The sequence below is a fragment of the Flagellimonas marinaquae genome (assembly GCF_023716465.1).
Lineage (GTDB): Bacteria > Bacteroidota > Bacteroidia > Flavobacteriales > Flavobacteriaceae > Flagellimonas > Flagellimonas alginolytica.
On record NZ_CP092415.1, the window covers coordinates 359,112 to 370,941 of the forward strand.

Genomic DNA, 11,830 nt, shown 5'->3' on the forward strand with positions numbered 1-11,830 from the left:
ATTGATCGTGAAAACCGCTCTAAATGAGCGGTTTTTGTATTTTATGACTATCTTGAGAGGGCAAACCAATTACACCGTGGGCAACAACGATTACAACAGTCCAACTTTTAGAAAATTATTGGATTCCCTTCAACAACAGAGTTGGGAATTGGAACTCATCATTTCCGGTTTTGCCATTTTTGGGCTCTTTACCGCCTACGAACCGCTTCGTATAGAAATGATTAATGCACAAAACGAAGACCAGATCTACCGTTTTGTGGTTTACTTTATCCTTAACATTGCCTGTTCCATTCTGCTGTTCAACCTATTGCTCCACGTTGTTTTAAGAGGTTTATGGATCGGTGCGCTCGGTCTTCGTTATGTTTCTGGAGATATTGAGTTCGAGCGGCTCCGCTATTCCGAACGCTTTACCAAATATTTAAAAAAGCGCATAATTTCTTTTGATCGCTACATCGCCAATCTGGAAAATTACTGCAGTGTATTGTTCGCCATTTCGTTTCTGTTGATTTTCTATGTGCTCGCCATGACCATGATCATCCTATCGATCATATTGGTGGCCAACTATATTCTCGAGAGCGATGTTTTGCCCGAAGCCGCCGCCAGTATAATAGGGGGTATATTGATCTTGTTCATCATTTTTGGAATGTTCCTGACCTTTATCGACTTTATTACACAAGGTTGGTTAAAAAAAAAGAAATGGGTCTCTCGTATATATTTCCCCATATATTGGGTTTTTAGTTTTCTCACCCTTTCGTTTCTTTATCGACCATTGGTCTATAATTTTTTGGATAACCGCTTTGGAAAAAAACTGACCTTGCTCCTGACCCCGATCTATATTGCCATTTTGATGCTGACCAGTTTGGAATACCGTCAATCCAACTATCTGGACAAAGAACAGCGATCGTCCAGCATGTTTGCCAAAAAAGATAATTATTGGGACATGATGACAGAGGAAGGAGATTTCCCCGGACGCATGGTGATTCCTTCAAAAGTAATTTCCCAACCCTATCTCCAAGTTTTTGTTCCTTTTTCCGAAAATTTGGAAAATCGTGTATTTGCCTTCAACGATTCTTTGACTCCCAAAGAAGACCGCAGAGGACTTTCCAGTAGTATAAAAGTCAATTCAAACTGGAGCGACGAGATCACGAGCCTCCGTCAAAAGGACAGTATTCGCAAAAAATATTTAAAAACCTTTAACGAGATGTATTCCTTCCGAATCGACACCCTTGAAATGGACGAGGATTTTATAATAACTACTGCAATGAACGATATTCTGGGTTTTGAAACCTACCTCAAAATCTCTCAACTGAAAGAAGGGAAACATATTATTCGTTTGAGGCGAAAACGGAAGGAAAAAGATTCTATTGTAACGGTATCGGATGCTATCTTACCGTTTTGGTACTTTAAAAACTAAATGTTATGATTCCTTGGCACCTCTATGCAATGGCCGGAATGTATGTTTTTGCAGGCGCAATGCATTTTATAAAACCCAAAATCTATATGCGGATAATGCCCATGTATTTGCCAAAACATAAGCTTTTGGTGTACTTGAGCGGGTTGGTGGAAATTTTATTGGGCATTGGCGTTTGTTTTGATGCCACCCGAAAACTGAGTTCTTTTGGTATTATTTTAATGTTGGGCGTTTTTCTATCCGTACACTTTTATATGCTCTCGGGCGAAAAAGCATCGGCGGGCATTCCAAAATGGATATTGATCCTTAGGATACCGCTACAGTTCTTTTTAATGTACTGGGCGTATTTTTACGCGTATCTCTAATAACTATTACCGCCCAAATGTTTTTTTAGCCAAGGTACCTGAGCAAAGAACAATAATCCTAGGAACAAAAATGCATACACCATGGTTTTGGGAAAAGAATAACCGCTCATCCATTGCCAGTCCATATGGAACCAAGCATTCATATTGATGTTTTTGAACCAGCCTTGGCCACCGCTCGGTCCTAACTGTGTGCCTAAATAAGCCAAAAGTGCAACAAATGCAATAAACCCGAAGGATAAAACTCTTCCGGATAAAATCGGTTGGTACTTAAAAACCTCTTTTGGGGATTCCGCCTCTATTTGCCGCAGTACATTTTTGGTAAAATCCGCAGAAGGCGATTCGATTGGCGCCTCTGCCATGAATTTATCCATTAAAGCTTCCAGTTTTTTATTTTCTTCCTTATCCATTGCTCTGCAAAATTTCTTTGTTCATACTTTTTTCCATGATCGCAGCCAGTCTTTTCCGGGCCCTGAACAACCTTACTTTTAGTGTATTTGCGGGAAGATTTGTAGTTTTTTCCATTTCTTGTAGATTCTTCTCCTCAAGATAGAACAAAGTAAGGACTCCAGCATCTTCCGAGGATAGCTGTAACAGGCATTGATCTATAAATCTGTTTTTTTCCTCCCTTATCATACTATCTAGGGCCGTATCGATTTCTGCATAGGCAATTTGATCCAATTGTTCTAAATCGTCGTGCAGTCTTGCCTTTTTATTTTGTTTCATCTTATCCAGGCATGAGTTATATGCAATCCTATACACCCATGTGGAAAGTTTAGACCCCCCTTTAAAATTGGACAAAGATCGGTACACCTTGATAAATACGTCTTGCGAAACCTCTTCGGCCTCCTCCCTATTGGCCAACATTCTTATGCACAATGTAAACACCAAATCCTTATAACTATCCACAAAATCCGAGAATGCACGGGAATTTCCCATGCAAATTTTCGAGATCAGTTCTTTTTCCTTGTTGGTCAGCATTGCTCATTGGACGATTAAACCATTGTTAAGGTTACACAGAAAATAAAATTTATAAAAAAATGTAACCTTACTCAGAAAACCGTCGTCATAGGTTATGAACAAACAAATTATGAATAATCATTAAAACGAATAGTTATGGGATCTGAAGTAATCATTTTACCAATCATTTTTGGAGTAATTTTTGCCATTGCCTACCTCTTTTTTTCAACAAGGAACAAAGAACGCTTGGCCTTAATCGAAAAAGGTGCCGACGCCAGTATTTTTATGAAAGGAAGACGGGAAGGCGCCGCTCCGTTCTGGAAAATCATCATTCTAAACCTTTCTTTATTATTAATGGGTATCGGGGTTGCCATTTTTGTTGCTTCCATTCTTCACTATAATTTAGGGGTGGAAGATGAGGTCGCTTATCCGGGAACCATATTCCTTTTGGCGGGCGTTGGCCTTATGGTAGGTTTTAACATGACCAAAAAATTGGAAAAGAAGGACTAAAACCATCTCTTTTAAAAAGAGGTAAAAACCACCGCTTGTGGCGGTGGTTTTTTATAACTTGCCATTATGAAAATAATATCCACCAATCTCGGAAACCCTACCAAAATAGTTTGGAACGGCAAAGAAACCACCACTGGCATTTACAAATTTCCCGTGGACCAACCCATTTTATTGGAGAGCACAGATGTAAAGGGCGATTCGGTGATAGACCGAAAGCACCATGGCGGCATCTACAAGGCTGCCTACCTTTTTTCTGCTGACCGTTACGCATACTGGAAGGAGAAATATCCCGATTTAGAATGGAATTGGGGTATGTTCGGTGAAAATTTGACCATTCAAGGTTTGGATGAATCCCAAATTAGAATCGGAAGCATATACCGGCTCGGCACTGCATTGGTTCAAATTACACAACCTAGGGAGCCCTGTTATAAACTAGGCATACGTTTTAAGGACCAGAACATGATCAAACAATTTATAGATCAAGGATTTCCTGGGACCTATGTGCGGGTTCTGGAGAGTGGAACTGTAAAAACAGGTGATTCCATAGAGTTGTCAAAGGCATCCGAAACTCCATTGACCGTGCAGGAATTTTATAAACTTCTATATGCCAAAACCAAGGATAGCCATGTATTGCGATTAGCCTTACAGAATGAAGCTATCCCAAAGAGCAAGAGGGAAAAACTAAAAAAGTGGGCATAAAAAAGGGGGCCTCCCGACCCCCCATGCACATAAAAATTAACTAAACAAACTATCTTACTTCCATAGTTTCCTTGTAGGTTCCAAATTTGTCTACTACAACTATGGTATATTCACCTTCGAATGCCTGCTCGAAGTTGAAAGCTTTTTCCACTACTACTTTTCCGTCGATAGCCTCGTCAAAGACCAATCTATTCTTGCTATCGTATACTTTAAGAAGTACTTTACCCTGAGATATGTTCAAAAGGTTCATCATTACCTTTTGACCTTTTTTGATGAATACTGGGTCCAAGTTGACTTTTACCAAGTTTTTCTCTACCTCGTATCTTTTTACTACTTTTTTACCGAAATCGGCTGTTGCTGTGTTGGCCATCCCGATTGCACTGATCAACAAGGCCGTTGCTACTATTAGGTTCTTTACTGTTTTCATAACACATCGCTTTTTTAAGATTACAGTACAAATGTATGTCGGGTTGGAACAGTGGAATACCACCATTTTTTCCACTTTCTATGCTATATTAACATGGCAACACACTTAACATGGCATTAATGATAAAATAGCATAACTTTGCGTTAACATTGTAGATATTTGCACTTTACACACAAGTTATTGTTTGTAGAAAAAAGAAAATAGTTGAGTATGATTCAGAAACCGGCATTTGAAGCTATAGCACCAAGTTTTGGCCATTCGTTTACCTTTCAAAAGTTTAACGAAAACCACGAGAACAAGAACTTAGGTTGGCACTACCATCCAGAATTGGAGTTGGTATATGTAAACGGAGGCTCGGGCAAAAGACAAATTGGAAGCCATGTATCCTATTATAGGAACGGGGACCTCATCTTAATAGGGTCCAATTTACCACATTGTGGCTTTACGGACAGACTTACGGGCAATAAAAGTGAGACTTTGGTCCAAATGAAAGCCGACTTTTTGGGAAGTGATTTCTTTAATATTCCCGAGATGAAGAATATCCAAAAGTTGTTCGAAGTTGCCAAAGGCGGAATTGCCTTTTCCGGTAAAACCAAAATGAAGGTTGGCGAAAAAATGGAAATCTTGGAGTATCAGACAGATTTTCAGCGATTATTGTCCATCCTTAATATATTGAACATCTTGGCCACGTCCAGCGAAATGAACGTGCTGAACGCAGAAGGTTTCTCACTGGAAACCGAAGTAAAGGACAACGATCGTATCAATGTTGTTTTTAATTATGTGAAGACCAATTTCAAAGAGGACGTAAAACTTGAGCAAATTGCAGATATGGTAAGCATGACGGTCCCTTCTTTTTGCAGGTACTTTAAAAAAATAACCAATAAAACATTTACTCAGTTCGTGAACGAATATAGATTGGTACATGCATCCAAGCTATTGGCAGAACAGCCCATGAGCATAACCCAAGTTTGTTACGAAAGTGGTTTCAACAACTTTTCACATTTCAATAAATCGTTCAAAGCATTTACCGGACAGAATCCTTCGGAATACCGAAACCAGTTAAAAACGGTCCTGCACTAGTAAAAAACTACCCAAAAATATCGTTCAATACCTTGGCGAGCCTAAGACCCCCCTTCTGTAGCTGTGCGAATAAAAGATCGTTATGGTCGTAGGAATAACGATAGCCCAGTTTTTCACCAATTTCAACGGAATCATATAATTCCGCACATAGTTCGTGCGATTCGTCCACCCAATCGTACACAGTTCCCAACTGAATCTCCTTTCGCTTTTTTCTACTGACGTTTTGTAGTTCCATGGCAAGCTCGGTATACGTCATACCATAAGATTCTATCAAGTTTTTGTCCCAAACCCGATGTAGATTGCTTCCTTGTCCAAACCATTGGACCTGTATGGTATTTCCCCCTTTGTCCTCGGCCCTGCTCACATGCATGGGCTGATGCAGGTCGCCGATTAAATGAATCAGCATTTTTAAATGAAAAATACGATCTTTCCTTGAGCCATTTTTATCCTTTATAGCGGATTTACATGTCTCTATTGCTGTAATAATATCGCCATACTCGCTTTTATCGGAATCCGCATAGGACATCCCCAATGGGTAGTTGACATAGTGCCATGCCGAGTATTTGGAATAGGCGCGGTCAGCCTTTATATCATCAGCAAATGTAGATACAAAGGCCAAGCTATGTCCATCCAACAGATCGTTTATGGCCCGCTTCGCTTTTCCGGACAAATGGTTTTCTGCAATTTCACCGGTTACCCTGTGTCCCGTTTTGCCCCAAAAGGCGTTACCAAAAACAATTACAGGAAAAAATAAGAATAGGAATAAGGTTTTTTTCATTTTTTAACGTCCCTTAATTAGAAAAAGGCTTAGAAAATTCTTGCCACTAATTTTCGCAATGATTTACCAAACAGCAACATATTTTAAAATTTTAGTAAATTTTTAACTATGTATCTGTTAAATTTGAACCACCAACTAAACTCGACCAATGTTAAAAAAATGTATTGTACTTGCTGCAATTCTTCTGCCTTTCGCCTTACTTTCTCAAACAGACCATAAAAGTTTTACCGTAAAATATGTCGACGACCTAGTCAAAGTAGATGGTATCTTAGATGAAAGTGTTTGGGAGATTGCAGAAAATGCAGACGATTTCCATCAATATTTTCCATCCGACACCACCCTCGCCTTCCAGCAGACCCAGATCAAAATGGTCTACAATAACACTACACTATTTATTGGTATTAAATTATATACAGAGGGCGACAATTATGTGATACCCTCACTACAAAGAGATTACAGGGCAGGAGGAAATGACAACATTAGTTTAATGTTCGATACTTTTAACGACGGTACCAACGCATTCCTGTTTGGAATGAATCCTTATGGAGTCCGAAGGGAAGCTTTGATATCCAACGGCGGGTCTGGTCCAAATGGGTTCACCACCTCTTGGGACGTAAAATGGCAAGGCGAAGCCAAATTGTACGATGGCTACTACATCTGCGAACTTGCCATTCCATTAACTTCCTTCAAATTTAAACAGGGTGAGACCAAATGGCGGTTCAACAGCTACCGTTTTGATATGCAGACCAACGAAACCAGTACCTGGATGAAAATTCCACAAAACCAACTTGTATACAGTTTGGCTTTTATGGGAGATATGGTGTTTGAAAAACCATTGGGAAAATCCAGGACTCCAATGGCATTGATACCTTATGCCAATGGGATAATTGCCAAAGACTACGAAAACAATGAAGATCTAAGCAGAATGGGCTTTGGTGGAGATGCAAAAATCTCCATAGGAAACGGCATGAATCTCGATGTAACCCTAAACCCGGATTTCTCCAATGTGGAAGTCGATAATTTTGTTACCAACTTAACCCGATTTGAGGTTTCTTTACCAGAGAGAAGACAATTTTTTATAGATAACAGTGACCTTTTTGGTTCCTTCGGGAACGAAAGGGATTCCAATCCATTTTTCTCCAGAAGAATTGGAATTGCAGAGGACAAAGATGGTGAAACCATAGAAAATGGGATTATAGGCGGGGTTAGATTAAGTGGGAAGTTGAACAACAACTGGAGGTTGGGCCTACTCAATATCCAAACGGAAGAAGACGAGATCAACGAGATACCCAGTAACAACAACACCGTACTCGCGTTGCAAAAGAAAATGTTTTCAAGATCCAATTTAAGCTTCCTTTTTGTTAACCGACAAACTTTTGGGGATTACGACTTTGTGGACCCCATGGACCGGTACAACCGTGTGGTGGGACTGGACTACAACCTTGCATCAAAAAACAATATTTGGACAGGCAAGTTTTTTTACCATAAGGCCTTTGCCCACGATATTGGGGACCGTAACGACTCAGGCGGCATGGACCTCCAATACAACTCCAGATACTTCAACTTTGGGTTACGCGGAAATTTTGTCGGGAATGATTTTAGGTCGGACCTCGGCTTTATCCGAAGAGAGGACATTGTTGCTGCAAGGCCTTTTGTGGAATTTAATTTTTGGCCCAGCAAAGGAAAGGTGAATACCCATGGTTTCCGGTTTAGCCCCAACTTTATATGGAGACCTACCTTGGACTACCAAAATACAGATTATACTATTTTTACCCAGTGGCAAGCAGAGTTTACCTCACAAGAAAAATTGGCCTTTCGTTTGTTCAATCGGTACACTTACCTCACCGACACCTTTGATCCAACCGGCACCGATGGCGGAGTAGAACTTTTAGGAGACAATGGATACCATTATACCAGTTTTGAAGTATCTTTTGAAAGTGACCGTAGAAAAGTCTTTTCATACAATCTTGAACCCGGATACGGCGAATTTTACAATGGAACACGATATGTCTTCGAAGGGGACATGAGCCTGAGGCTTCAACCGACGGTATTCCTTTCTTTAGGGGTTATATATAACAGTATAAAATTGCCAGAACCTTATGAGAGCGAGGACATCTTATTGTTAAGTCCAAGAATAAACATTACGTTCAACAAATCCATTTTTTGGTCCACTTTGATCCAATATGGAAACCAATTGGATAATCTTGGATTCAATTCGAGGCTACAATGGAGATTTGCACCGCTTTCCGACCTGTTTCTGGTATATAACGACAATTACTTTGTAAACTCGTTTATGCCCCGAAGCCGGTCCATTAATCTTAAGTTGACCTATTGGCTCAACATTTAATCAGTTTAAATAATTATTTATTTCTGGCTCCAATGTTTAAATTGCATCGTACAGTTTTTTAATTGTGAATTTGGATAAAAAATGTCGAGGCAAAAGATCGTAGTACTTACCGGAGCGGGAATGAGCGCCGAAAGCGGCCTAAAAACCTTTCGTGATGAAAACGGACTATGGGAAGGACACGATGTAATGCAGGTTGCATCTCCGGAGGGTTTTGCCAAAAATCCGGCATTGGTGTTGGAATTCTACAACCAACGTAGGCGACAATTGTTGGATGTGGCACCGAACCAAGGTCATTTGGCATTGGCACGGTTGGAGCAAACTTTCGATGTTAGTATTGTTACGCAAAATGTTGATAATTTACACGAGCAGGCCGGCAGCTCACACGTGGTCCATTTGCACGGAGAATTGTTCAAAGTAAGAAGTACAAGGAACGAAAATTATATTTTGGATTGGACAGGAGACTTGGTACTAGGGGATTCCGATGAAAACGGACATCAACTACGACCACATATTGTTTGGTTCGGCGAAATGGTCCCAATGCTGGAAACTGCGGCTCAAATTACGCAACAGGCCGAAATTTTGATCATCGTAGGCACCTCCATGCAAGTGTATCCTGCGGCAAGTTTAATACACTACGCCCCCAGCAATACCCCAATTTATTTTATAGACCCAAGGCCCAATATCCGTACATCGGATTTTGAGAACCTCACTATAATCCCAAAAACCGCTGCCGAAGGAGTTCCCACTTTAGTGGAACATCTTTTTAATAGGTAGCCCTGGTCTTTTCTGCCCAACTTACCAATGCACTGATCTGCTCCTCGGACAATTTGGCATCGGCATGTGTCCAAGTGTACTCGTTCAACGGCATACTGCCCCCTTTTACTTCCTCTATGAGCTCTTCCAATTTGTGGTCTTTTTTCTTCTCGTCATAATTCTGCCAATCGGAAAAATCCAAATGTTTTTTACCATCTTCAATATGGTCGGCCAGCCAATACGAGACCGGAGCAATAGTATTGTACCAAGGGTACTCGGTATTCGCACTGTGACAATCGTAGCAAGCTGTTTTCAGAATTTGCTTCACCTCCCGGGAGGGCTTTGTTTCAGCTTCAAAGGCGGCAACATAGTCCCCTTCGGAGATATTTTTTTCAGGACGATAAAATTGCATTCCTATCAAAACCACCAATAGGGCAATTGCTATTTTTTTTACTATTTTCATCATACAGGATTTTAGTAAATATATCGATTTTTTTGTGACCGAAACCGAGCTCCATATCGCACTTAATTCCGGTAGAATATCAAAATCACAAATAGATGATTTGGTATTGCAATTACAGCAATCCCCCCAATTGGCCAAAACGCTTTATAAAGAAATAATAGCGGAAGACAAGGAAGGTACCTTTAATGCCAGCTGGACCTTTGATCATTTAATGCGCAAAAAACTGACCTATCTCCTCCCTTTTTTTGATGATTTTGTAAACGGCCTTGCCCAATTAAAGACCGAATCGTGCATTAGGCCCGTTGCCCATGTTTGCGAAATGGTCTGTGAAGCTTATTTTAAGAAAAAAGACCCTGTTTTTATTGAAAATATTACCAATGATCAACTGGAAAAAATATTGACCGCTTGTTTTGATTGGTTAATAGGCCCAATGAACATGGCGCCCAAGGTATTTTCCATGACCAGTCTATATTATTTGGGGCTACGCTTTGATTGGGTACACCCCGAGCTCAAACTAGTTCTGGAAGATAGTTACGCGACCGGAACCACAGGGTACAAAAACAGAGCAAAAAAAACTCTGGATAAGTTGGCCAAATTAGGTGTCTAAACCGCAGCGTTTAAGTATCTTTGATGCTTTCAAAATTTTCCTGACCATGTCATTGACACCACTAAACGCCATTTCGCCGATCGACGGTAGATATAGAAATAAAACCGAAAGTTTAAAAGATTACTTTTCCGAAGAAGCCTTGATCAAATATCGCGTCCAGGTAGAAATCGAATACTTTATTGCGCTTTGTGAGATCCCTTTGCAACAATTGGCCGATTTTAACCAGGGACTGTTCCCAGAATTACAGAAAATCTATCAAGATTTTTCCGCGGAAGATGCACAGGCCATCAAGGACATTGAAAAAACCACCAACCACGATGTTAAAGCAGTGGAATATTTCATCAAACAAAAGTTTGATGCATTGGACCTTCAAAAATACAAGGAGTTTATCCACTTTGGGTTGACCTCGCAAGACATTAACAATACGGCTGTCCCCCTCTCCATCAAAGAAGCCATGAACAATGTGTACGTGCCATCATATTTAGAGGTTTTTGATAAATTGAAGGAGCTGGCCAAGGAATGGGAAAACATCCCTATGTTGGCACGCACGCACGGACAACCTGCCTCCCCTACGCGTTTAGGCAAGGAATTCGATGTTTTTGTAGAGCGTTTTAAAGAGCAGTTCAATTTATTGAACGATATTCCAAGTGCAGCCAAGTTTGGCGGTGCTACAGGAAACTATAACGCTCACAAAGTTGCTTATCCAAACAACGATTGGAGGGCATTCGGAAAACAGTTCGTGCAGGAAAAACTGGGGTTGCACCACTCCTTTCCCACCACCCAAATTGAACATTACGACCATATGGCCGCCCTGTTCGATTGCCTTAAACGAATCAACACTATCTTAATTGATCTAGACAGAGATATCTGGACCTATATTTCCATGGATTACTTTAAACAGAAAATCAAAAAAGGAGAGGTTGGCTCATCGGCCATGCCGCACAAGGTAAACCCTATTGATTTTGAGAATTCCGAAGGTAACTTGGGCTTGGCCAATGCCATTTTTGAGCATTTATCTGCTAAATTGCCAATTTCACGCCTACAACGCGACCTTACGGATAGTACGGTTTTAAGAAATGTGGGAGTCCCTTTCGCACATACCATTGTTGGTTTTCAATCCACTTTAAAAGGATTGAACAAATTGGTGCTAAATCAAGCTAAGTTTGAGCAGGATTTGGAGGATAACTGGGCCGTGGTCGCAGAGGCCATTCAGACTATTTTACGAAGGGAGGGCTACCCGAACCCCTACGAAGCTTTAAAAGGTCTGACCCGTACCAACGAGAAAATCAACCAGAAATCCATTGCCGATTTTATAGAAACCTTAGAGGTATCGGATACCATTAAAACTGAACTGAAACAAATAACCCCAGCGAATTATACCGGGGTTTAGGTTGGTTCCTTAAAGGGAATTTTATTCAACTCGTTGTCTAGCT

14 protein-coding genes are annotated in these 11,830 nt (G+C 40.5%); 9 read left to right on the top strand and 5 right to left on the bottom strand.

What is annotated here, in order from left to right; genetic code table 11:
- Positions 1-7: 7 nt before the first annotated feature.
- Together MJO53_RS01630 and MJO53_RS01635 are read left to right on the top strand one after the other, a co-directional pair.
- A complete protein-coding gene (locus MJO53_RS01630; protein WP_252080207.1) occupies positions 8-1,414 on the top strand; it encodes a hypothetical protein in 1,407 nt (468 codons plus the stop codon).
- A 5-nt stretch (positions 1,415-1,419) separates the two neighbouring features.
- A complete protein-coding gene (locus MJO53_RS01635) occupies positions 1,420-1,776 on the top strand; it encodes a MauE/DoxX family redox-associated membrane protein (protein WP_252080209.1) in 357 nt (118 codons plus the stop codon).
- Here the strand turns inward: MJO53_RS01635 and MJO53_RS01640 are convergent.
- Positions 1,773-2,183: a hypothetical protein gene (locus tag MJO53_RS01640; protein ID WP_252080211.1), complete on the bottom strand. Its 411-nt coding sequence runs from the start codon at positions 2,181-2,183 to the stop codon at positions 1,773-1,775. The genes MJO53_RS01635 and MJO53_RS01640 overlap by 4 nt on opposite strands.
- Entirely contained in the window at positions 2,176-2,754 is a 579-nt protein-coding gene (locus tag MJO53_RS01645; RefSeq protein ID WP_252080213.1) for an RNA polymerase sigma factor, read from the bottom strand. Before MJO53_RS01645 ends, MJO53_RS01640 begins: the two co-directional genes overlap by 8 nt.
- Before the next feature lie 135 nt (positions 2,755-2,889).
- On the opposite strand from MJO53_RS01645, the gene MJO53_RS01650 reads away from it, so the two are divergent.
- Complete coding sequence (locus MJO53_RS01650) at positions 2,890-3,243, top strand: DUF6249 domain-containing protein (protein ID WP_224837768.1); 354 nt, start codon at positions 2,890-2,892, stop codon at positions 3,241-3,243.
- A gap of 66 nt (positions 3,244-3,309) precedes the next feature.
- Positions 3,310-3,942 (top strand): MOSC domain-containing protein, encoded by a 633-nt coding sequence (locus tag MJO53_RS01655; protein WP_252080215.1) that lies wholly within the window; start codon positions 3,310-3,312, stop codon positions 3,940-3,942.
- A 49-nt stretch (positions 3,943-3,991) separates the two neighbouring features.
- Here the strand turns inward: MJO53_RS01655 and MJO53_RS01660 are convergent, their stop codons facing one another.
- On the bottom strand, positions 3,992-4,369 hold the full coding sequence (locus MJO53_RS01660; RefSeq protein WP_224837770.1) for a hypothetical protein: 378 nt from the start codon (positions 4,367-4,369) through the stop codon (positions 3,992-3,994).
- Between the two features lie 210 nt (positions 4,370-4,579).
- Between MJO53_RS01660 and MJO53_RS01665 the strand changes: the two genes are divergently transcribed.
- Entirely contained in the window at positions 4,580-5,449 is an 870-nt protein-coding gene (locus MJO53_RS01665; RefSeq protein ID WP_224837771.1) for an AraC family transcriptional regulator, read from the top strand.
- A 7-nt stretch (positions 5,450-5,456) separates the two neighbouring features.
- Here the strand turns inward: MJO53_RS01665 and MJO53_RS01670 are convergent, their stop codons facing one another.
- Positions 5,457-6,227, bottom strand: coding sequence for a S1/P1 nuclease (locus tag MJO53_RS01670; RefSeq protein ID WP_252080217.1), 771 nt, complete (start codon positions 6,225-6,227; stop codon positions 5,457-5,459).
- A gap of 148 nt (positions 6,228-6,375) precedes the next feature.
- Here MJO53_RS01670 and MJO53_RS01675 point away from each other — a divergent pair, with 148 nt between their 5' ends.
- On the top strand, positions 6,376-8,574 hold the full coding sequence (locus tag MJO53_RS01675; RefSeq protein ID WP_252080219.1) for a DUF5916 domain-containing protein: 2,199 nt from the start codon (positions 6,376-6,378) through the stop codon (positions 8,572-8,574).
- 81 nt (positions 8,575-8,655) lie between these two features.
- Complete coding sequence (locus tag MJO53_RS01680) at positions 8,656-9,348, top strand: SIR2 family NAD-dependent protein deacylase (RefSeq protein WP_252080220.1); 693 nt, start codon at positions 8,656-8,658, stop codon at positions 9,346-9,348.
- Here the strand turns inward: MJO53_RS01680 and MJO53_RS01685 are convergent.
- Positions 9,338-9,790, bottom strand: coding sequence for a heme-binding domain-containing protein (locus MJO53_RS01685; protein WP_252081210.1), 453 nt, complete (start codon positions 9,788-9,790; stop codon positions 9,338-9,340). The genes MJO53_RS01680 and MJO53_RS01685 overlap by 11 nt on opposite strands.
- A gap of 34 nt (positions 9,791-9,824) precedes the next feature.
- On the opposite strand from MJO53_RS01685, the gene MJO53_RS01690 reads away from it, so the two are divergent.
- Together MJO53_RS01690 and purB are read left to right on the top strand one after the other, a co-directional pair.
- Positions 9,825-10,397: a hypothetical protein gene (locus MJO53_RS01690; RefSeq protein ID WP_252080222.1), complete on the top strand. Its 573-nt coding sequence runs from the start codon at positions 9,825-9,827 to the stop codon at positions 10,395-10,397.
- A gap of 46 nt (positions 10,398-10,443) precedes the next feature.
- Positions 10,444-11,787: an adenylosuccinate lyase gene (gene purB / locus MJO53_RS01695; RefSeq protein WP_252080223.1), complete on the top strand. Its 1,344-nt coding sequence runs from the start codon at positions 10,444-10,446 to the stop codon at positions 11,785-11,787.
- Positions 11,788-11,830: the final 43 nt, after the last annotated feature.

What these genes read in the sequence shown, in the direction of transcription:
- MJO53_RS01635 (WP_252080209.1), top strand. Translation starts at nt 1,420, where the DNA reads ATGATTCCTTGGCACCTCTATGCAATGGCCGGAATGTATGTTTTTGCA.
- MJO53_RS01640 (WP_252080211.1), bottom strand. Translation starts at nt 2,183, where the DNA reads ATGGATAAGGAAGAAAATAAAAAACTGGAAGCTTTAATGGATAAATTC.
- MJO53_RS01645 (WP_252080213.1), bottom strand. Translation starts at nt 2,754, where the DNA reads ATGCTGACCAACAAGGAAAAAGAACTGATCTCGAAAATTTGCATGGGA.
- MJO53_RS01650 (WP_224837768.1), top strand. Translation starts at nt 2,890, where the DNA reads ATGGGATCTGAAGTAATCATTTTACCAATCATTTTTGGAGTAATTTTT.
- MJO53_RS01655 (WP_252080215.1), top strand. Translation starts at nt 3,310, where the DNA reads ATGAAAATAATATCCACCAATCTCGGAAACCCTACCAAAATAGTTTGG.
- MJO53_RS01660 (WP_224837770.1), bottom strand. Translation starts at nt 4,369, where the DNA reads ATGAAAACAGTAAAGAACCTAATAGTAGCAACGGCCTTGTTGATCAGT.
- MJO53_RS01665 (WP_224837771.1), top strand. Translation starts at nt 4,580, where the DNA reads ATGATTCAGAAACCGGCATTTGAAGCTATAGCACCAAGTTTTGGCCAT.
- MJO53_RS01670 (WP_252080217.1), bottom strand. Translation starts at nt 6,227, where the DNA reads ATGAAAAAAACCTTATTCCTATTCTTATTTTTTCCTGTAATTGTTTTT.
- MJO53_RS01675 (WP_252080219.1), top strand. Translation starts at nt 6,376, where the DNA reads ATGTTAAAAAAATGTATTGTACTTGCTGCAATTCTTCTGCCTTTCGCC.
- MJO53_RS01680 (WP_252080220.1), top strand. Translation starts at nt 8,656, where the DNA reads ATGTCGAGGCAAAAGATCGTAGTACTTACCGGAGCGGGAATGAGCGCC.
- MJO53_RS01685 (WP_252081210.1), bottom strand. Translation starts at nt 9,790, where the DNA reads ATGAAAATAGTAAAAAAAATAGCAATTGCCCTATTGGTGGTTTTGATA.
- purB (WP_252080223.1), top strand. Translation starts at nt 10,444, where the DNA reads ATGTCATTGACACCACTAAACGCCATTTCGCCGATCGACGGTAGATAT.